The sequence below is a fragment of the Actinokineospora diospyrosa genome (assembly GCF_024171925.1).
In the GTDB taxonomy this organism is placed as follows: Bacteria; Actinomycetota; Actinomycetes; order Mycobacteriales; family Pseudonocardiaceae; genus Actinokineospora; species Actinokineospora diospyrosa.
Genome location: NZ_JAMTCO010000008.1, coordinates 270,892 through 290,727, shown reverse-complemented (window position 1 = coordinate 290,727; position 19,836 = coordinate 270,892). Strand labels below are relative to the sequence as shown.

The following is a 19,836-nucleotide window of genomic DNA, read 5'->3' as shown; positions in this document are numbered from 1 at the left end:
CGCGGGGGGCCAGTCCGAGTGGGAGAGGCGTGGGGGCGATGCGGGGCGCGGGAGTCGTGCGGTTCGTCGCCGCGGTGCTCGCGGGGGCCGCTGTGTGCGCGAGCATGGGTAGCTTGCTGCGGTTCACCAAAGCCGAGCACATGCCCGCCGCGGTGAGCATCGAGCTGCGGGACCACGCGGCTGTGGGCCCGGTCCCGCCGGTGCGGTTCTTGGTGACGATCACCGGCGTGAACCCGGTCGAGCGCCGGATCAACGCCACCGTGACCGTGAAGGCGACGGAATACGAGGACCGGCCGGTGTTCGTCGACTCGGACGGGCGGCCCGTGGTGGATCCGAAGACGGGCGAGTTGCGCGCCGAGTTCGCCGACCTGAACCTGACGGTCACCCTGTACGGCACCTGGTTGGACGATGCCGTGGTGTCTTACCCGCTCGCGAAGGTGTTGGCACCGTCGACTTTGACGTCGGGGGTGAGTGTGGCCATCCCGGCCGAGGTCGATCCATCGCGGTTCCCCAACGACCTGTACTCGCTCGACCTCAGCGTCACCGCCTTTCTCCCCCTTCAAGTGGGCGTTACCTCCGCAGACACCCAACAGCACCCGACGGCCGCCCACGGGTCGATTCCGGTCATGTTCGGGGTGGCCGTCGACAACCGGCTTTCCCAGTGGGACTTCGACACCGACATGCCGGTCACGAACTCCCGCGGTCCGACCGGGTTGCAGGACATCGCGATCGTGCTGGGCAGGGGATGGACGTCCTGGCTGTTCATCTACGCGGTGAGCCTGATGCCCGCGATCATCGGTGCGGCGTTCGCGATCCGAACCCGAAACCGCCGAGGCACCGCCGGAGACGCCTCGGCAGCCATGGAACTCGCCGCGGCGCTGATCGCCCTGATCGCGCTGCGCCAGGTCTTCGTGCCCACCGACATCGCCGGACTGACCAGGCTCGACTACCTGCTCGGCATCCAGGTACTCGGGGTCTGCTGGCTGATGGCCTCGATCTACCTCCGCGACCCCGCCACACACGAACCACCGCTGATCGAGCCCCAACCACCCACCACACCGCCGCCTCGCCGTCGCCCATCACGATTGCCGCGCGGCCACGCACCCCGCCCCCCGGACGGCGCCCAGCGACCACCATCGGCCCAGCGCCGTCCTGGCCGCTTGAGCTGACCGCACGGCGATCGTTGCCTGTTCCGCTAGAGGGACGGGCTGTCTGATCGACCAACCCGGCATCGGGCTGAATCTCACTCGCTCTGCGGCCGCGATTCAGAATCGCTGCAGGTGTCCCTGGCGGCGGAGGCTGTGAGCGCCTACTGGTGGGCTCGAAGATCCGGTTGCGCCGTTCGTCTAGGGGTCCAGGACACCTGACGGGGGTGTTGGTGGTGTCGGCGATCGGCGGGGCCCGGGGCGGCAACTGTTCGTCGACCTGCACGGGTTCTCCCCGGCCGGGGAGCCGACAGCCCCGGCGGTGGCGGTGCGCGGGTTCCTCGATGCCCTCGGCGTTGACCCCAACCGGATCCCCACCGAGCTCGACGCCCAGGCCGCGCTGTACCGGAGCCTGGTGGCGGGGCGGCGGATGCTGATCGTGCTGGACAACGCTGCCACCGCCAAGCAGGTCACGCCCGCCAACGCAGCCGTTGTCCTGCCCGACCCTGCCACCCGTAGCCGCACCCACCGACTCCTCGGCCACGCCCATAACCAACTCGACAGCCTCGAGGGGCCCCAACCACCCCAGTGCGCCGCCATGTAGGCCCGGGCCTGCGTGGCGGTCGCAGTTCAGCGCGATCACTCGCCGCTGGGTGTGGACAGTTGGTCAGCGATCCCCGTCCGGGCTTCCCCCGTGCTTGGTGGCCCTGGTTGGCGGGACTGCCAGCCGATGGCTTTCCTAGCGTCGGCGGCCGGTGGGGCGAGTTGGTGTCGTCCGCGGTTCGATCAGTGGCTCGGGTCGACGCCGCCGCACGATGACCGGGCTTGGTGCGTCGCCAGCGACCACCAACCGGTGAACTTCCGCCCACCCTTCCGCCATCCCCAGGTCGCACTTATCCACAACCCCCCGCGCCCATCCACAGCTTTTCGCACCCCCCTTCCCGCGCCCCCAGACCCGATAGACTGGCACCGGGGTCGCCCCCCGGAGAGGGTGGGGGCCGGGACCATCTCGTCGCGGGCGTGCGCGCGTAAGAGGGGTGGGGGCGGCGGGAGGGCTCTATAGGGGCGGGGGTTAGCGGAGGAGGGGGAGGCCGGAGAGTAGGCGGGCGTGGAGGGCGTCGCTGTCTACTTCGCCGGTGGGGGTGAGGGTTTCGGGGGCTAGGAGGTCGGTGATGGGGATGCCGGTGTTGTCGACCTGGGCGGCTTCGAGGTCGGTGTAGCGGCCGTAGGTGGGGTGGACCAGGCTGCCCGCGGCGGTGCCGCCGATGTGGTCAGGGGCGCTTTCGGAGAGCCAGACCTGCACAACCGCGCGCAGGTCGCCCTGGAACACCAGGTACTTGTCGGAGTACTCGGCGAAGATGACCTCGGCGGTGGTGTCGCCGGTGACGATGATCTTCGGGTCGCAGGTGGTGTGCAGGCCCGCGACCGTCAGGTTGCCCAGGACGATCAGGGCCGCGGCGCCGTCGTCGATGTCGTAGAGGGAGCCGGTGAGGGTGAGGTCGCCGTCGATGATGTAGCCGGTGTCCCAGTCGGCGATCTCCGGCCAGGGGGCGTCCTCGCCGGTGTTGAGGGAGAGGTTGCCCTCGACGACGGCGTTGCCGGTGTGCAGGGCGTACTCGCCCTCGTAGAGGTTCTGCCAGATCGACCGGGGGAGACCGCGCTGCTCGAACAGGGCGGTGGCTTCGTCCCACGTGATGTGCCGGGTGTTCACGGCGGGCACCGTATCGACCCGGGCCCTAACCCGGCTGGTCAGGTGGGGCGGCGCGTACAGTGCGGGGCGTGAGCCGGGCATCAGACGCGGGTGGGCGTGAGCACCTGTGCTGGGCGTTCACCGACCTGGACGCCTTCACCGCGCGGGCGCGGGACTTCCTCGCCGACGGGCTCGCCGCGGGGCAACGCGTGTGCCTGGTCGCCCCGGGGGACCGGGACGGGTGGGTGGAGCGGCTGCGCGACCTGCCCGGGTTCGACCGACCCGGTGCGGTCGCGGTGCGCTCCCTCGACGGGCTCTACGGCCGCGGCGCCGTGGTCGACCCGCTCGGGCAGGTCGACACCTACGCGGCGGAGACCGACCAGGCCGTGGCGGAGGGATTCACCGGGCTGCGGGTGGCCGTCGAGGCGACCGACCTGGTGCGCACCCCCGCGCAGCTCGCCGCGTTCGCCCGCTACGAACACGTCGTCGACCGCTACATGGCCGCGCACCCGTTCCGCGCGATGTGCGCCTACAGCGCACCCGAACTCGGCACCGACGTGATCGCCAAACTCGCCAGCCTGCACCCGCGCGGCAACGTCGAACCCCTGCCGTTCCGCCTGCACGGCTGGGGCGCGTCCGGCACAGTGGCACTGGACGGGGAACTCGACCTGCGCTCGCACGAGCTGTTCCCCTGGGCACTGCGCCACGCCGGGGCGCACTGGGACGGCGAGGTGGTGATCGACGCGCGCGAGCTGGGGTTCGTCGACCACCACGGGCTGCTGGACCTCGACGAGTACGCGACCCGCCGCGGCCTGAGCGTCGTGCTGCGCACCCGCCGGTTCAGCGCCGCGCGCGTGGCCGACCTGCTCGGCGTCGACAGCGTGCGGGTGGAGCAGGTCGCATGACCGCACCCGACCCGACCACACGGGGCTACGACCACGTCGCGCTCTGCTACGCCGACGACCGCGAACTGCTCGCCTCCGCGGTCCCCTTCATCGCGGGCGGCGTCGAACGCGGCGACGCGGTGATGATCGCGCTCGAGCCCGCGCGCGCGGAAGTCCTGCTGAACGCGGTAGACCAACCCGACGCGGTGACGGTCCTGGCCATCGGCGCGCAGTACGCCCGACCGGCAGGCGCGATCAAGTCCTACAGCGACCTGTTCACCAAGCTCGTCACCGACGGCGCCCAAGCGGTGCGGCTCATCGGCGAACTCCCCGCCCCGGTGCTCGCCACCGCGTGGGACGTGTGGGCGAGGTACGAAGCGGCGGTCAACTACGCGTTCGACCGGTTCCCGGTGAGCACCCTGTGCGCCTACGACGCCCGCACCACCCCACCCGCCGTCCTCGACGACGTCGCCAAGACCCACTCCCTGCTCGCCTCACCCGACGGCAACCACACCCCCAACCCCACCTACGTCGACCCGCCGTCCTTCCTGGCGCGCACCCGGCCGACGACGCCGCACCCGGTCCAGCTCCGGGCACCGGCGCTCGAACTGGTCGACCCAGCTCCCGGGGACGCCCGCCGCGCCGTCGTGGCCGCCAACGCGGGCACGCTGGGCCCCGACGCGCTCGACGACCTGGTGATGTCGGTCAGCGAGATCGTCACCAACGCGTTGCGCTACGGGCTCGGGCCCCGCCGCTTGCGGTTGTGGGTCGGGGTGGGGCACTTGGTGGTCACGGTCCACGACGCTGGTCCGGGTCCTGCTGACCCGTTCGCGGGTCTGCTGCCCAAGGCCGGGCACGACGGGGGCGGGTACGGGTTGTGGATCGCGCATCAGCTCTGCGATCACGTGACTCTTGACCGTGATGCTTCGGGCTTCACGGTCCGGCTCACGATGGGGGATCCGCACCAGGCAGTCTGAGCGCGACTGGGGCGACCTGGGGGCCGCCTCGTCGCCTGGCGGCGACCTCGGCGACCCGGATCGGACGGCCTCGTTGCCTAGCGGCAACCTCGGCGTCCGATCCGCGGCAATGCGGAGAGCTCGATGGGGCGAACTTGTTTTGCGTGGGGCCCCTACGACACCCGTGGCAGAACCGCAAAGCAGGGGCCCAAAAGCAGGCCCTGCCGCGTGAACAACGCTACGGGTGCCGTCCCCCCACGCAAAACAAGTCCGCCCCATCGAGCCGGCTTGGCACCAGCGACTCCGAGGAGCGCGGGGTGATCAGGCGGGCTGAGGCGGACCTGACGGGGCGCAGGTTGGCACCGCCGGGTCCGACTGTCCAGGCGCTGAGCAGGTGGGCTGGGGCCGGTCCTGACGGGCGCTGGGTTGGCACCGCTGGGTCCGAGTGCCCAGTGGTTCGCCAGGTGGGCTGAGGCGGACCTGACGGGGGCTGGGTTGGCACCGACGCTTCCGAGAATCCGGTGGTCGGCTGGGTGGGTTGGGGCGGACCTGACGGGGGCTGGGTTGGCACCGACGCTTCCGAGAATCCGGTGGTCGGCTGGGTGGGTTGGGGCGGACCTGACGGGGGCTGGGTTGGCACCGACGCTTCCGAGAATCCGGTGGTCGGCTGGGTGGGTTGGGGCGGACCTGACGGGGGCTGGGTTGGCACCGCTGGGTCCGGGTGTCCAGGGGGCCGGGTTTGGGTGGGCTGGCTCGGTGGGTTGGGGTGGCACCGGGGATTCGGAGTGTTCGGGGGCCGAGCTGGGTGGGTTGGGGTCAGTCCTGGCGGGGGTTGGCTGGCACCAGCGAACTCTGCGAACGACGGCAAGCTTGAGTGGGTCAGCATGCGGTTGTCCACAACGTCTTCTGTTGTGCACAGGCCTCAATCGCTGGAGCTGTTCTGTCGGTGGGCTCTCGTAGACTTGTATATCGGGGGCAGTTGAATCAGATGATCTTGCGCCCGCCGAGGTTGGGGTGCGCGGCGGGGGATTTCGGGCCTCCGCTTTCGGCGCAGGTGGTTCGCGGCCGGTCGGCGACAGCGGTGCAGTGACAGTCGTCGATCACCCTGCGTGAGTGCGTGGCGACCACGGTGAGGTTGGCAGGGAGAGTCAAGAATCTGCTGCTGTGGCGGCTTAGCGTCCTTCGCACCCAGGCTGAGGGGGAGGACGATGCTCGACTCACTGCACACGCTGGAAGTGGTGCGGCGCAAGACTTTTGTGTCCCGGTGGGGGACCGGGGCGGTACTGGTGGCCGTGGTCGGGTGGCTGGCGGTCACGGTGGTCACCAGCCCCAACCTGGACTGGGTGGTGGTCGGTGAGTACTTCCTGTCGACCCCCATCATCGAGGGAATCGGCACCACGTTGCTGCTCACCTTCGCCACGCTGGGTATCGGTCTGGTACTCGGCGCCGCGCTGGCGATGATGCGGCAGTCGCGCAACCCGGTGGCGGGGGCTGCGGCTGCGGGCTACATCTGGTTCTTCCGCGGGGTGCCGCTGGTCGTGCAGATCGTGTTCTGGTTCAACCTGGCCCTGCTGTTCCCCACCCTCGGCTTCGCCGAGACCAACGCGGTCATCACCCCGCTGCTCGCCGCGATGCTGGGGCTGGGCCTGCACGAGGCCGCCTACCTCGCCGAGATCATCCGCGGCGGGTTCCTCGCCGTCCCGCGCGGGCAGGTCGACGCCGCGCTGACCATCGGGATGACCCGGGCGCAGGCGACCAGGGTGATCGTGCTGCCGCAGTCGGTGCGGGTGATCCTCCCCGCCCTGGGCAACCAGTTCATCCTGATCCTCAAGGGCACCTCGCTGGTGTCGGTCATCGGCGGCGGCGACCTGATGACCCGCGCCCAGCAGGTGTACGGGCAGAACTACCAGGTCATCGCGCTGCTGCTGGTCGCGACCGGGTGGTACCTCATCCTGGTCACCATCGCAGGCATCGGGCAGCGCTTCCTCGAGCGATGGGCGGCTGCCTGATGAGCGGCGGACTCCGACTGCGCGGACTGCGCAAATCCTACGGCGACCTGCAGGTCCTGCGCGGGGTCGACCTCGACGTCGAACCCGGCGAGGTCGTCTGCGTCATCGGCCCCTCCGGCAGCGGCAAGAGCACCCTGCTGCGCTGCGCCAACCACCTCGAACCGCTCGACGCCGGGTTCGTGCAGGTCGACGACGTGCTCGTCGGCTACGAACCCCGCGACGGGCGGCTGCACGAGAGCAGCGAACGCGACATCGCCCGCGCCCGGCTGCGGATGGGCATGGTCTTCCAGCAGTTCAACCTGTTCAGCCACCTCACCGCCCTGCGCAACATCACCCTCGGCCCCACCCGCGTCCTGCGCCGCGACCCCACCGAGGTCGAACGCGAGGCCCGCGACCTGCTCGCCCGCGTCGGCCTCGCCGGGCACGCCGACAAACTGCCCGCCCAACTCTCCGGCGGCCAGCAACAACGCGTCGCCATCGCCCGCGCCCTGGCCATGAAACCCGCCGTCCTGCTGTTCGACGAACCCACCAGCGCGCTGGACCCGGAACTGGTCGGCGAGGTCCTCGCCGTCATGCGCGGCCTCGCCGAACAGGGCATGACCATGGTCGTGGTCACCCACGAGATCGGCTTCGCCGCCGACGTGGCCGACACCGTGGTGTTCATGGACGACGGCGTGGTCGTGGAGTCCGGGCCCGCCGAGCGCGTCCTGCGCTACCCCGAATCCGAACGGACCGCGGGCTTCCTCGCCCACGTCCGCCGACACCCCGAGAAGGAGACCGACCATGCGTAGACCCCTGGCCGTCCTGGCCGCGGTGGCCCTCGCGGTCGCCGGGTGCGGCGACCCCGGCGCCACCACCCCCAGCGCCGCGCCCACCGACGCCACCCAGCCCGCCAAGGACCAGAAACTGCACGACATGCTCCCGCAACGCATCAAAGACGCGGGCAAACTGCACGTCGGCACCACCCTGCCCAACCTGCCCTACCTGCTCACCGACGCCAGCAACACCATCACCGGCGGCATCACCCCCGACGTCGGCAAAGCCGTCGCCGCCAAACTCGGCCTCGGCTACGAGATCGAGAACATCGCCTGGGAAGCACTCCTGCCCGGCCTCACCGCGGGCCGCTTCGACATGGCCGACGACGGACTCTCCGACACCGAGGAACGCCAACGCGTCGGCGTCTTCGTCGACTACATGCAATCCGCCAGCGTCCTGGTCACCGCCAAGTCCAACGAAGGCAAGTACAAGAGCGTCGACGACGCCTGCGGCAAACGCATCGCCACCATCCGCGGCACCACCGACGTCCAACACGCCGAAGAGATCTCCCAAGCCTGCGTCGGCAAGGGCAAACCGGCCGCCGAAGCCCGCCAGTACCCCACCGCCCAAGACGCCGACCTGGCCCTGCGCTCCGGCCAAGCCGACTTCCAGGTCGCCGTCACCGAACAGGCCAAGTACGCCATCAGCACCCAGAACGCCCCCATCGTGATCGTCTCCGAGGACTTCGCCCCCACCTACGTGGGCATGTACCTGCGCAAAGACGACACCCAACTCGCCCAAGCGCTGCTCGCCGCCCTCAAAGCCCTCAAGTCCGACGGCACACTGGACCGCATCATCGGCCACTATGGACTGAAGGCGCTGCCCGAACCCGGCCTCAACCTGGCCACCGCGGGCGGCTGAACCCGGGAGGTGGCATGGCCCGCTCCAGCACACCGCCGCTGCCGCTGCACGAGATCGAGGTCCCGGTGCCGAACGGCCTCTCGCCGTTCGCCATCGGGACCTTCGACGAGATCGGGTCCTTCACCCGCGCCCGCTTCCCGCACCGGCACGACTTCTACGAAATCCTCTACCTCACCGGCGGCGGGGGAGTGCACGTCGTCGACTTCGAGCCCTACGACATCGAACCCCACTCGGTGTACGTCCTGGCCCCCGGACAGGTCCACTTCTGGAAAGACACCGAACTCATCGTCGGCCGCGTCCTGATCTTCGCCGAAGAGTTCCTGCTCGTGCACCCCGGCGGCCTGCTCCCCGCACCCGGCGGCAGCCCCCTGCTCCGCCTCACCGGCGACCAGGTCGACCTCGTCGCGGGCATCCTCGACGACATCGACCACGAGTACCGCACCCGCCAACCCGGCTACGCGACCATGCTCCAAGCCCACCTGCACATCCTGCTCGTGCAGATCCAACGCCTACGCCAAGCCCACCCCACCGTCGCGGCCTCATCCTCGATCGTGTGGCGCTTCACCCGCCTGGTCACCAAACACGTCCTCACCGAACGCTCCGTCGCCGCCTACGCCGAACACGTCGGCGTCACCCCCGGCCACCTCACCGACCTCGTCCGCGCCGCCATGGGCACCACCCCCGGCGCCGTCATCCGCGCCGCCCTCGCCCTGGAGGCCAAACGCCTCCTCGCCCAAACCGAACTCACCATCGCCCAGATCGCCCACCGGCTCACCTTCGAAGACCCGTCCTACTTCGGCCGCTTCTTCAAACGCGAAGCAGGCACCAGCCCAGGTGACTTCCGCCGGGAGATCCGCGAAAAGTACCAGATCGCCCGAGACCGCTGACTGTCGAACACGACCCCCGGTTCGTACCTTCGAAACACACCACATCGAAGGGAAACCGTTGCCATGACAGGGAAATACGAGAAGTACATCGTCCGCCAGATGGTCCGCGAGGAACTGCCCAACGAGGGCGTCCTCGCCTACGGCGAGACCGAGGGCGGTACCAGCGGCGCACACGCCCTCATCAGCGGCTGGCAAGTCCCCGGCTGCCAGGTCCACATCGCCTACAGCTGGATCTACCAGGTCCCCACCCCCAACCCCTACGTCCTCGAACACACCCACGAGTACGACGAGGTCCTGCTCTGGATGGGCTCCAACCCCGACGACATCAACGACCTCGGCGCCGTCGCCGAACTGACCATCGACGGCGAGGTCTACGAGATCTCCACCAGCGCCTCGGTCTACATCCCCGCGGGCGTGCCGCACTGCCCCCTCGGCTACAAGAGCGTGGACCGCCCGTTCCAGTTCATCGCCCTGTCGCTGCACCCCGAATACAAGTCGTGACCCCCGCCCACCTGCTGCGCGACATCCACGAGTTCATCGACGCCCGACTCGCCGACCCGGACCTGACCCCCGCGGACATCGCGGCGGCGGTACACGTCTCACCCCGACAGCTCTACCGGCTGTTCGAGACCGAGGGCACCACGGTGGCCAAGTGGATCCGCGACCGGCGGCTGGAACGGTGCCGCGCCGACCTGCTGGCCACCCAGGACACCGGCGTCAGCGTCGTGGGCGCCAGGTGGGGCATCCCCGACTCCTCCTACTTCAGCCGCGTCTTCCGCCAACGCTACGGCTGCGCCCCCCGCGACTACCGCCGAAGCGGCCTGGCCGCGTGACCGGTGCACCGGGTACTCACGGGGAGGTACCCGGCGCACCGCGCTTCGACAGCACAGACCACGACCGGAACCGTGGCAGTGCCGCCGAAGCGGATCTTGGTGGGGTACCTGCCCACACCCCTCGCGAGCAGGTACCCCACCAAGATCACCCGAGCCGCACACCCGCCTTGACCGCCATCCCCACGGTCGGCGGAATGCCGCGATCGGCCCAGCAGGCCACGGAGCGAGATCCCCGGGAACGAGTCGACGCCGCGTTGAACCGGAACGCGGTAACACTGGTGTGTCGGGGCCCCGGGGCAGGGACCCGACACGCCGGTCACCTACGTGGTGGTGGGCGGAGGAGTCGTTGGGGTAGGAGTTGTCGACGGGGGACCGGTCGGGGGGATGGGGGGCTGACCGGTCGGCCACGGGCCGGGGCCAGGACCCGGGCCAGGTCCGGGGCCCTGGCTGTCGTCGTCGCCGACTTCGGTGTCGGACAGGTCCAAGGCGATCGCGAAGTCAGCCGAGAAGCCGTGGTGAGCGCGGTGGGGGCGCAGCAGGAGCTGGTCACCACCCTGCCGGTAGATGAAGTCGGTCGCGTTCGTCGTGTCCGGCTTGCCCTTGGCGTTGTACGGGGCCTGTGCCAAATACCCGGCCGTGAACTCGTCGGTGAAGTACAGCTGCGAGGTGAACTCGTAAGGCTTCCCGTCGGTCCCCGTGGTCCGGATCTTGATGTGGATGTGCACCGTCCGACCCCGATACCACCCCGGCAGTACGGTCGTGAACCGCACCCGACCACCGCGGTCGGACACCTGCAGGCCACGCAGGAACTTCTTACCCGCCGACCCCTCGCTCGCGATGTCGGAGTACACCCCCGCCGCGTCGCAGTGCCAGATGTCCACCACCGCGTCCCTAAGCGGCACACACCGGCGATCCCGGATCTGCAGCACCGACAAACCCAACGCCAACGGGATGCCGGGGGAGCGGACCCCCGTAGCCGGGTCCGACCGGATGTCAGACCGGTTCAGGTCCTCGTCCACGAAATACGGGCCCTCGACCTGCTCCGGCTTCGCCACGCAGTTCACATCGCAGTCGCCACCCCCGGCCGCGGCATCCGGCGCCGCCATCGCGACCCCGGTCCCCACCACCGTCAGCGCCGCACCCGCGAACCCCAACAACGCCAACGCGTGGCGCCTACCCAGGACGCGGCCGACCGGCTCGTCGTCATCGTGCATGGTGATTGCTCCTCACATGCTGTGCCAGTTCGGATACCAGCGGTGAGCAAGCTAGGGGCGGACTCTGGGCGCCCGGTGTGCGCGAGCTGTGAGGTCCCTATGTGAACGCCATCCCCACTTGCCAGAACGCCCCACGGCCCACACCATGCGCGACCGGTCAGAACCGGATGTGCCGCACCCCCACCACCGCACGCCGCAACCGACCCCGCCACACCGAATCCGTGTCCGGCAGCACCTCCACCCCGACCGACGCCGCGATCAACGCCACGACCTCGCGCAACGACAGCTCATCGGTCCACACGTGCTCCCCGAAACCCGGCTCCCGCAACCGATCCAGGCACAGGTCCAACTTGGACAGCGCGAAACTCTCCCGCTTCAACGCCACCGAGCGCCCCGCCACCCGCGCGAACGCGTGCCCGAGCCCCCGCTCGGCCAACCGCCCCGCGATCGTTTCCCGCTCGGCCAACAGCGAGAAGTGCCGCACGTCGTGCCCCAGAGCCCGCAATCCGCCTACAATCTCATCAAAGTACTTGGGCTCCACGAGCGTCATCGGCGCGACCACAAGCCCCTCGTGTCGTCGCAACACCAGGTCCAGCACCTCAACCACGCCGGAACGCCATGCCGCCAAGTCCTGGAAGTCTTCCCGCATCCAGGCAGGCATCATCCTGTGCAAACCGAACCCTACGGCCTCCGGATCGCACACCACAGCCCCCGGCACCCGCCGTCCCAACTCCCAAGCCGTCTGCGTCTTGCCCACCCCGAACGGCCCGTTCACCCACACCAACATGGCACCGTTCTACCAGCGCTTACATGATCAACATGCGGGGGAGAGGCGCCCCACGCCCACGCCGATCGCGGCGCCGAGCAGCCAAGGTCAGCCATTGGCGGGGCCCGCAGGACTGGACGACACGTGTTGACCTTCGCCGGGTCACTGGCGCGCGGCGACGCAGGCATCAAGCCTGACGACTGTCGAGTCGGAGACGCCAGCGACTCGGGTCGCGATGGCCGGGCAAGACGGCAGCCTGCGGAGCGAGCCGGATCGAGGTAGCGCGTTCTGGCGGTGCTGTCGGAGGTGGGAGACGGGCCAGATTCACGCTACTTGACATAATGTAGATTATCGACCAAACGGCGACCTGGGGAACGAGCGTCGGAAGGCCCGTCAGACCGCCTACATACGTCACTGTGACGATTCGCTACTGGTGTGGCCAGATGTCGGGTCCCGGCCTCTATGGGCTGACTCCGGCGCCCATCGACCAATGGCAGGCGCGGCCGGAGGTGCCAGGGGTGCGAGCGGGCGCGCGACGACGACAGTCGCAACAGTTCCCCCGGGTTCGGTGATCCACGGCCGCCGGGCTCTCGAACACCTGTTTGATGGATAATCGCGGTTATGCATGCGATGGCGAGACTGTCAGGGTGATCGGGTATCCACAGGGGGTGATGTTGATCGAGGCGCAGGACGCCTTCTTCCTAGCCCGGCGGTCCCGCAAGGACTCGCCGCACACGACGGCGGCGTACCGGCGGGATCTGGCGGGGGTCAACGCGCTGGTGGCCGAGGCGGTGGGCCAGGAAGTGGACCGGGTCGGGCTGGACGAGGTGAACGCGCGGGTGCTGCGGGAGGCGTTCGGGCGCTTCGCCGACACGCACGCCAAGAGCTCGGTGGCCAGGGCGTGGTCGACGTGGAACCAGTTCTTCCAGTTCTGCGTGGCCGACGAGCTGGTGTTCGGCAACCCGATGGGGGCGATCGGGCGGCCGCGACCCGCTCCCCTGTCCCCCAAGCCGCTGCGTGGCGAGGGCACCCCCGAGGAGCTGCTGCGGGCGGTGGCCGGTGGGGTGCGCCGGGCCAGGGCGCCGTGGCCGGAGCGCGATCTGCTGGTGTTGGCGTTGGGGCTGGTGGCGGGGCTGCGGGCCTCGGAGATGCGGGCGTTGCGGCGCTCGTCGGTGGTGGGGCGCAGCGGTGAGCGGCGGTTGTTCGTGCACGGCAAGGCGAACCGGGAGCGGTCGATCCCGATCGAGGTGCCGTTGGAGCGGGTGATCGAGTCGTACCTGGCCTCGTGCGCGCTGCGGTTCCCGGTGGCGCGCTTCGCCGACGACTCGCCGCTGGTGCTGGGCAACGACGGCGCGGGTATCGGGCGGGGTGCGTTGGACTACCTGGTGAAGTCGTGCTTCCGGGCGGCCGGGATGCACGACAAGGTGCCCGCGGGGGCGAACCTGCACGCGTTGCGGCACACGTTCGCGACCCGGTTGGCCGAGGACGGCGCGAACGCGGTGGAGATCATGGTGCTGCTGGGGCACGCGAGTCTGAACACCAGTCAGAACTACATCGAGGCGACCGGTTCGCAGCGGCGGGCGGCGGCGGCGAGCAACCGCACATACCGGGCGTTGGCCGGGTTGACCGACACCGGGGATGGCTCAGCTCCCCCGGTCCCCGGCCGATGAGGTGATCACCTGCCCCTCCTGGGTGCGGTGGTGTGACTCTGATGGGCGGCGACATGCGGGTTCTCGAGAACCGTTCGGTGCGGGCGAAGATCATGACCGTGCTGGGGGTGGCCGCGGTCGGGATCGTTGCGGCGGCGGTGAGCTCGCACTCGGCGCTGGAGACGATGGACGCCAAGACCGCCGCGCTGTACGCCGAGGGGGTGGCGGCCGGGCAGCAGGAGTCGCTGGTGCACCAGCAGGAGATCAAGGTCCGGATGGACCTGATGGCGCACGTGGCCGCTCCCCCGGCGGAGCGGGCGGCGTGGGAGAAGGCGATCACCGCGGACGAGGCGGAGTTGGACGCGGCGGTGGCCCAGTACTCGAAGCTGACCGGGTCGGCGGCGGACTTGCAGCCGTTCGTGGCGGCGTGGGCGCGGGTGCGGACGCAGTACACGCAGGTGTTGTTGCCCGCGGCGCGCGCGGGTGACACGGCGGCGTGGTGGTCGGCGTATTCGCAGCAGGTGGCGCCGACGATCAAGCAGGCGGCGACGGCGTTGGACGAGTTGGAGGCGCGGCGCGCTGGGCAGGGGGCGGTGTGGCGGGCGGATGCGGAGTCCGCGGCGTCGACCGGTGAGTTCGTGATGTGGTTGGTGTTGGCTTTGGCGTTGTTGGCGGCTGGGGCGTTGGGGTTGGTGGTGACGCGGCGGATCGTGGGGCCGCTGGTGGCGATGGCGGATGCGTTGCGGGCGTTCTCGCGGGGTGATCTGACGGCGCGGGTGTCGGTGTCGGGGCGCGATGAGCTGGGTCGGATGGCGGAGACATTGAACGAGGCGGTGTCGACCGTCGGGGAGACGTTGGGTGAGATCGAGCGGTCGGCCGGTGAGTTGCGCGGTGCGTCGGGTCGGGTGGCCGCGGCGAGTGGTCGGATGGCGAAGGACGCGGAGGCCGGTCGGGCGCGCTCGGGTGAGGTGACCGGGTCGGCGGCGTCGGTGACGCGCAACGTGCAGACGGTGGCGGCGGGGTCGGAGCAGATGAGCGCGGCGGTGGGGGCGATCGCGGAGAGCGCTGGGCACGCGGTGCGGGTGGTGGAGCGGGCTGTGGTGGCGGCGCGGGGTACGGCGGAGACGATCAGCCGGTTGGGGACCTCGAGTGAGCAGATCGGTGCGGTGGTGAAGGCGATCACCTCGATCGCGGAGCAGACGAACTTGTTGGCGCTGAACGCGACGATCGAGGCGGCGCGGGCGGGTGCGGCTGGGCGCGGGTTCGCGGTGGTGGCCAGTGAGGTGAAGGAGTTGGCGCAGGAGACGGCGCGGGCGACGGAGGACATCTCGCGGCGGGTGGAGGCGATCCAGGCGGACACGGGTGCTGCGGTGGCGGCGATCGCGGAGATCAACGGGATCATCGGTGAGGTGAACAACCACCAGTTGACGATCGCGGCGGCGGTGGAGGAGCAGGAGGCGACGACCGGCGAGATGAACCGGAGCCTGTCGGCCGCCGCGACGGGGTCGTCGGAGATCTCGGCGCACATCCAGGAGGTGGCGGCGGTGGCCGAGTCGGTGGCGGCCGGTGCTGGGGAGACGAAGGGTGCCGCGCGCGAGCTGTCGTTGTTGTCGGCGCGGTTGAACGGGTTGGTGTCGCGGTTCCGGGTGGAGTAGTTCCGCTTGGGCTGCTGGTGGGCGGCGGGTGCTGTCCGTGACGGTTGACTGGTCGGGTCAGCTGAGGGTGTCTGCTGGAGCTCAGCCCTGATCGTGGCGTGATCTGCGGTTTCGTGTGCTGACCGGTGCTGCTGTGGTGAGACCCCGGACTCGCCACGGTGGTCGCCGCAGTGGCTGGCATCTTCCAGTGGCTCGACTGAATGCCCTGGAATGTCGCCTCGCTCTACCGCACCCTCGCCGAGAGCTACGTCTGACCAGGCACTACCCGACTGCTTGGCAGGTTTCTCCCGTGTCCTGGCGGTCCCCGTGCCGCGCCCGGACTCGCGCGGTCGACGACGTGCTGGGCCTGGGGCTTGGCGCTCCCCCGGTCTCCCAAGGCCGGATCTTCCAGACTTCTCGAGGCCAGGGCCGCATCCCGGCCCTGGCCACCAAATCGGAGGCCCTCCCCGCGTGCTCCCGCCCCCCACCACACCACGGGGGGCGTCCCCGGTGCCAGTCTAGTCGGTGTGGGGGGTGCGGAGGGGGGTGGCGGAAATCGGTGGATGGTTGTGGTGGTTGTGGATAGAGGGAATTCGCAGGTCAGTGGGGTGGGGGGAAGTTCAGCCGTGTGGGTGGGGTGGGGTTGGCGCATCTAGGCTGCCGGGGTGCGGCGCAAAGTGAGGTCACCTCTCCCCCAGCGGCATGGTCTTGACGCGGCCAGGTTGCGGTTTCCGGTGGTGGGGTCGTGGGCGACGGCTCTGGAGCATTTGGTGGAGCGGTTGCCGCGGGTCGAGCCGGGGCGGATTGAGGCGATGCTGCGGGAGGGCCGCATCGTCGGGGTTGAGGGGCCGGTGGGGGTGGATGCGCCCTTCGTGCCGGGGGCGGTGGTGTGGTTCCATCGGGATTTGCCGGTGGAGGTGCCGGTGCCGTTCGAGTTGTCGGTGGTGTACCGCGATGAGGACATCGTGGTGGTGGACAAGCCGCATTTCCTGGCGTCGATCCCGCGGGGGCGGCATGTGGTGGAGACGGCGTTGGTGCGGTTGCGGCGTGAGTTGGGGATCCCGACGTTGGCGCCTGCGCACCGGTTGGATCGGGTGACGGCGGGGTTGTTGTTGTTCGTGGTGCGGCCGGAGGCGCGGGGTCGGTACCAGACGTTGTTCCGGGACCGGTTGGTGGTGAAGGAGTACGAGGCGGTGGCGCCGGTGGGGGCCGGGGTGTTCCCGGCGGAGGTGCGGTCGCGGATCGTGAAGGAGCGGGGGGTGATCCGGGCGTTCGAGGTGGCGGGTGAGCCGAACGCGGTGACGCGGGTGGAGTTGGTGGAGTCGCGGGGTGCGGTGGGGCGGTACCGGTTGGTGCCGTTGACGGGCCGGACGCACCAGCTGCGGTTGCACATGGCGGGGTTGGGTGTGCCGATCCTGGGTGATGACTTCTACCCGGAGTTGCGGGAGAAGGCGTTGGACGATTTCACGCGGCCGTTGCAGTTGTTGGCGCGGGTGTTGGAGTTCCCGGATCCGGTGGCGGGGGTGCGGCGGCGGTTCGAGAGCGGGTTGCGGTTGGCGGCGTGGGAGTCGCCGGACTCGTGGTGAGGCGCGGCCACTGCTCGGTGTACATGCCGCGGCCCCGGAGCCCGCGGAGCTCGACGACCCGGTGCGCTTCATCGTGGAGGTCATGGCCGCGGCCTTGGTGGCCGTAGCCGTGGTCGGGGGCCATCTCACCCGTTCGCCCGTTCGGTCCACCCGGGTGTCGGCCGCGGGTGGTCGTCGTCGTCGCCGTGCGGGTAGGCGGGTGTGGGGGTGGCTCGGGCGGGTCGCCGATCTGCTGCAGATCGGGGATTTCCTGGGACTTTGAGGTCCCGTGGCAGGCGGGGCGGCTGTGCCAGGATGTCGGCCGGGTTGGGGATGGTCGTGGGGGTGGTGTCGGCGTGGAGATCGCTTTCCTGGACCACCCGGGCGCGCGGGCGCTAGCCGCTCACGTCAGGGGGCTCGACCGGGATGGTTGGGTGCGTGTTGGGGATCCGCTCAGCGCCGTTTTCGTCATCGCTCCCGGTGTGGTCGCGGAGGCGGATGCGGTGGCCGATTCGGTCGCGGCCGTCACGGCTTTGTGGACTGGGCGGGTGGGGCCGTTCGCGCGGAACCTGGCTGAGCGGCGGTTCGCGCCCGCGGTCGGTCCGCCCGTGCTGAGCCCGTCGTCGCCTGAGTGGCCTGTCACCGCCGCCCGGTTGCTGCGCAGGCTCGTGCGGGCGACTCGAGGACTCCCCCGGGCCGGGGAGTTCACCTGGGACCACATCGGGTCGACGTCGGTGCCGGGGTTGGCGGCCAAGGCCGTTGTGGACCTGCAGCTCGGTGTGCCGTCCCTCGACGAGGTCGCCGGTCTGTGCGACGCCGTCCTCGCGGCGGGGTTCGTCGATGTCGCCCGGCAGGTGCCGGACTCCCCCGGGGTGCTGACCGACATGGTTCGCAACTGGCCCGACCCGGGCGCGTCCTGGGGCAAGCGCCTGTTCGCGTCGGGGGATCCCGGGTGCCGGTCGATCCTGCACGTCCGCGAGATCGGGTCTCCGTGGTGGAGCCTGACCCGGGGCTTTCGTGATCTGCTGCGCGTCGACGCGGGTTTGCGGGCGGAGTACGAGCGCACCAAGCGCGACCTCACCCGTGTCCACGCTCGCGACGAGGGCAACGATGCCTACACGCGGTCGAAGACGGCGTTTTTCGACCGGGTTCACCACCGCCTGGTGGGCGGCCACAAGGGCTGATTCCCTGCGGTGATCACATTGGGCGTGTGGGGTCGGCGAGTTTCGGCCAGTGCTGCCCGGTGATCGACTTCGGCGAGCACAATCCTTTCCTGCCGATCGGAGCCGGGGAGGCGCACGGTGGTGGAGCCTGGGGACAGACCGAGCCTGCGGGCCCGGGTGGTCGTGATCTCGATCGTGGTGATCTTGGCGCTGGTGCTCGCGGGGACCTCGGCGATCCTCGTGGCGACCGTGGGGTGGCCGGACTCGTGGTTCTCCGGTGTGGTGTTCGCGTTGACCGGGGTGTCGATGTTGGCCGCCGGGGTGGCGACGAACCTGTTGGCGCAGTTCGTGCGCGATGTTTGGCGGGGCAACTCCCCCGTGGCCAACGCCGTGGTTTCGTGGATACCGCGGTTGTTGCGGCGGCCGTCGCGGATGGTGGTGATGGCGGTGGTGGTGCTGGTGATCGCGGGTGTCGGGTTCGTGTTCCGGCCGGAGTCGGTGGCGTTGGAGCGGGGCCGGATCCTGGTGATGACCGGGTTCGGGGAGAGCTCCAACGACCCCCGGTCGATCTTGTTCAAGCAGTGGGACAGCCTGCACCCGGAGAACCCGATCGAGACGGTCTACGTCCCCGGTGAGCCCGATCAGCAGTACGCGCGGATGGTCAACGACGCCCGCCCGGGTGGGCGCCACGACGCCGACGTGTACGTGTTGGACGTGGTGTGGATGGCCCAGTTCGCCAAGGCCCGCTACATCAGCGAACTGGACGAGGCGCTGGCCACCGGTGGCGAGGCGGACTTCATGCCCAAGGTCATGGAGACCTGCCGGGTGGACAACAAGTTGTGGGCGCTGCCGTTCAACACCGACGCCGGGTTGTTCTTCTACCGCAGCGACATCCCCGGTGTCGGGCCGCCGCGCACGTGGGACGACTACTTCGGGCCCAGCGCCAAGCAGACCCTCGCCACGGCCCGCAAGAGCACACCCACGGTGGTGGCGGCGAACGCGGCGCAGTTGGCCAACGAGGAGATGCTGACCGTCACCGCGCTGGAGGCGATGTGGGCTGCGGGCGGGCAGGCCGTCGCGCCCAACGGGGAGGTGTCGCTCAACGCCGAGGAGACCGAGGTGGCGTTCAGCCGCGAGGACCTGCGCGCGATCGAGAAGCTGGCCGTCGCCGCGAGTGACCCGGACCTGGTGCTGACCGAGGGCGAGGAGGCCAAGGACTCCACCGAGACCGGCGCGACCAAGGCGTTCCGCGAGGGCAGGACCCTGTACCTGCGCAACTGGCCGGTGGCGCGCGACGACATCGGCGACCAGGTGGAGTTCGGCGTGGCCGCCCCGCCGACCTCGAGCGCGCTGGGCGGGCAGAACCTGGCGATCTCGGCGAACTCCGACAAACCGCGGGCCGCGCAGGCACTCATCCAGTTCCTGACCAGCAAGTCCAGCCAGCTGATCCTGTCGGAGGTCGGCGGGTTCGCCCCGACCCGCAACTTCGCCTACGAACACGCCCGCCGACCCGACCGCAACGAGCTGCGCAAGGCCGTCGAGGGCGCCCGCGTGCGGCCGGTGCTGACCAACTACAGCGAGTTCAGCCGGGTGTTCCGGGCGGGCATCCTGCGGGCGCTCAACGACAAGGGCCGCCTGGAACCGGGATTCGCCAAGGAACTCGCGGTGGTCGTCAAGAAGGGCGCCCAGCCGATCTCCTGACCCCGGGGCACGGGCGCGGGGCGTCGGTGGTGCCCGCACAAAGGAACTGGCTTTCTTCCTTGC

At 69.9% G+C, this 19,836-nt stretch carries 18 protein-coding genes; 15 read left to right on the top strand and 3 right to left on the bottom strand.

The features are described from left to right. Positions 1-29: 29 nt before the first annotated feature. A complete protein-coding gene (locus LV75_RS17430; protein ID WP_253887974.1) occupies positions 30-1,169 on the top strand; it encodes a hypothetical protein in 1,140 nt (379 codons plus the stop codon). A gap of 298 nt (positions 1,170-1,467) precedes the next feature. Then, a complete protein-coding gene (locus LV75_RS35900; protein WP_372504188.1) occupies positions 1,468-1,749 on the top strand; it encodes a hypothetical protein in 282 nt (93 codons plus the stop codon). 468 nt (positions 1,750-2,217) lie between these two features. On the opposite strand, the gene LV75_RS17420 is transcribed toward LV75_RS35900, so the two are convergent. Then, on the bottom strand, positions 2,218-2,856 hold the full coding sequence (locus LV75_RS17420; protein WP_253887973.1) for a hypothetical protein: 639 nt from the start codon (positions 2,854-2,856) through the stop codon (positions 2,218-2,220). A gap of 68 nt (positions 2,857-2,924) precedes the next feature. Here LV75_RS17420 and LV75_RS17415 point away from each other — a divergent pair, with 68 nt between their 5' ends. The 8 genes from LV75_RS17415 (at position 2,925) to LV75_RS17380 (ending at position 10,081) form a co-directional block, all read left to right on the top strand. Further along, the gene (locus LV75_RS17415) at positions 2,925-3,740 is read left to right on the top strand and encodes an MEDS domain-containing protein (RefSeq protein WP_253887972.1); all 816 of its coding nucleotides are present in this window, start codon (positions 2,925-2,927) and stop codon (positions 3,738-3,740) included. Then, positions 3,737-4,696 (top strand): anti-sigma factor RsbA family regulatory protein, encoded by a 960-nt coding sequence (locus LV75_RS17410; protein ID WP_253887971.1) that lies wholly within the window; start codon positions 3,737-3,739, stop codon positions 4,694-4,696. The genes LV75_RS17415 and LV75_RS17410 overlap by 4 nt, the downstream gene beginning before the upstream one ends. Before the next feature lie 1,187 nt (positions 4,697-5,883). Next, a complete protein-coding gene (locus LV75_RS17405; RefSeq protein WP_253887970.1) occupies positions 5,884-6,684 on the top strand; it encodes an amino acid ABC transporter permease in 801 nt (266 codons plus the stop codon). After that, positions 6,684-7,475, top strand: a complete 792-nt coding sequence (locus tag LV75_RS17400) for an amino acid ABC transporter ATP-binding protein (RefSeq protein ID WP_253887969.1) — start codon at positions 6,684-6,686, stop codon at positions 7,473-7,475. Before LV75_RS17405 ends, LV75_RS17400 begins: the two co-directional genes overlap by 1 nt. Beyond that, positions 7,468-8,361, top strand: a complete 894-nt coding sequence (locus tag LV75_RS17395) for a transporter substrate-binding domain-containing protein (protein WP_253887968.1) — start codon at positions 7,468-7,470, stop codon at positions 8,359-8,361. The genes LV75_RS17400 and LV75_RS17395 overlap by 8 nt, the downstream gene beginning before the upstream one ends. A gap of 14 nt (positions 8,362-8,375) precedes the next feature. Next, positions 8,376-9,248, top strand: a complete 873-nt coding sequence (locus LV75_RS17390) for a helix-turn-helix domain-containing protein (RefSeq protein WP_253887967.1) — start codon at positions 8,376-8,378, stop codon at positions 9,246-9,248. A gap of 63 nt (positions 9,249-9,311) precedes the next feature. Continuing rightward, entirely contained in the window at positions 9,312-9,749 is a 438-nt protein-coding gene (locus tag LV75_RS17385) for a cupin domain-containing protein (RefSeq protein ID WP_253887966.1), read from the top strand. Next, positions 9,746-10,081: a helix-turn-helix domain-containing protein gene (locus tag LV75_RS17380; protein WP_253887965.1), complete on the top strand. Its 336-nt coding sequence runs from the start codon at positions 9,746-9,748 to the stop codon at positions 10,079-10,081. Before LV75_RS17385 ends, LV75_RS17380 begins: the two co-directional genes overlap by 4 nt. A 320-nt stretch (positions 10,082-10,401) precedes the next feature. Here the strand turns inward: LV75_RS17380 and LV75_RS17375 are convergent, their stop codons facing one another. Next, complete coding sequence (locus LV75_RS17375; protein ID WP_253887964.1) at positions 10,402-11,295, bottom strand: dioxygenase family protein; 894 nt, start codon at positions 11,293-11,295, stop codon at positions 10,402-10,404. Between the two features lie 157 nt (positions 11,296-11,452). Beyond that, positions 11,453-12,082: an AAA family ATPase gene (locus LV75_RS17370; RefSeq protein WP_253887963.1), complete on the bottom strand. Its 630-nt coding sequence runs from the start codon at positions 12,080-12,082 to the stop codon at positions 11,453-11,455. Between the two features lie 650 nt (positions 12,083-12,732). On the opposite strand from LV75_RS17370, the gene LV75_RS17365 reads away from it, so the two are divergent. The 5 genes from LV75_RS17365 (at position 12,733) to LV75_RS17345 (ending at position 19,773) form a co-directional block, all read left to right on the top strand. Continuing rightward, positions 12,733-13,731, top strand: a complete 999-nt coding sequence (locus LV75_RS17365; RefSeq protein ID WP_253888142.1) for a tyrosine-type recombinase/integrase — start codon at positions 12,733-12,735, stop codon at positions 13,729-13,731. A gap of 53 nt (positions 13,732-13,784) precedes the next feature. Continuing rightward, positions 13,785-15,365 carry a methyl-accepting chemotaxis protein gene (locus LV75_RS17360; RefSeq protein WP_253887962.1) on the top strand — a complete coding sequence of 527 codons (1,581 nt, stop codon included), beginning with the start codon at positions 13,785-13,787 and terminating at the stop codon, positions 15,363-15,365. A 644-nt stretch (positions 15,366-16,009) separates the two neighbouring features. Beyond that, positions 16,010-16,930: a pseudouridine synthase gene (locus tag LV75_RS17355; RefSeq protein WP_253887961.1), complete on the top strand. Its 921-nt coding sequence runs from the start codon at positions 16,010-16,012 to the stop codon at positions 16,928-16,930. 335 nt (positions 16,931-17,265) lie between these two features. Continuing rightward, positions 17,266-18,093, top strand: a complete 828-nt coding sequence (locus LV75_RS17350) for a GrpB family protein (RefSeq protein ID WP_253887960.1) — start codon at positions 17,266-17,268, stop codon at positions 18,091-18,093. A 117-nt stretch (positions 18,094-18,210) separates the two neighbouring features. Then, on the top strand, positions 18,211-19,773 hold the full coding sequence (locus LV75_RS17345; protein ID WP_253887959.1) for an extracellular solute-binding protein: 1,563 nt from the start codon (positions 18,211-18,213) through the stop codon (positions 19,771-19,773). Positions 19,774-19,836 lie beyond the last annotated feature (63 nt).

What these genes read in the sequence shown, in the direction of transcription:
- LV75_RS17405 (WP_253887970.1), top strand. Translation starts at nt 5,884, where the DNA reads ATGCTCGACTCACTGCACACGCTGGAAGTGGTGCGGCGCAAGACTTTT.
- LV75_RS17410 (WP_253887971.1), top strand. Translation starts at nt 3,737, where the DNA reads ATGACCGCACCCGACCCGACCACACGGGGCTACGACCACGTCGCGCTC.
- LV75_RS17400 (WP_253887969.1), top strand. Translation starts at nt 6,684, where the DNA reads ATGAGCGGCGGACTCCGACTGCGCGGACTGCGCAAATCCTACGGCGAC.
- LV75_RS17395 (WP_253887968.1), top strand. Translation starts at nt 7,468, where the DNA reads ATGCGTAGACCCCTGGCCGTCCTGGCCGCGGTGGCCCTCGCGGTCGCC.
- LV75_RS17370 (WP_253887963.1), bottom strand. Translation starts at nt 12,082, where the DNA reads ATGTTGGTGTGGGTGAACGGGCCGTTCGGGGTGGGCAAGACGCAGACG.
- LV75_RS17360 (WP_253887962.1), top strand. Translation starts at nt 13,785, where the DNA reads ATGCGGGTTCTCGAGAACCGTTCGGTGCGGGCGAAGATCATGACCGTG.
- LV75_RS17390 (WP_253887967.1), top strand. Translation starts at nt 8,376, where the DNA reads ATGGCCCGCTCCAGCACACCGCCGCTGCCGCTGCACGAGATCGAGGTC.
- LV75_RS17385 (WP_253887966.1), top strand. Translation starts at nt 9,312, where the DNA reads ATGACAGGGAAATACGAGAAGTACATCGTCCGCCAGATGGTCCGCGAG.
- LV75_RS17375 (WP_253887964.1), bottom strand. Translation starts at nt 11,295, where the DNA reads ATGCACGATGACGACGAGCCGGTCGGCCGCGTCCTGGGTAGGCGCCAC.
- LV75_RS17365 (WP_253888142.1), top strand. Translation starts at nt 12,733, where the DNA reads ATGTTGATCGAGGCGCAGGACGCCTTCTTCCTAGCCCGGCGGTCCCGC.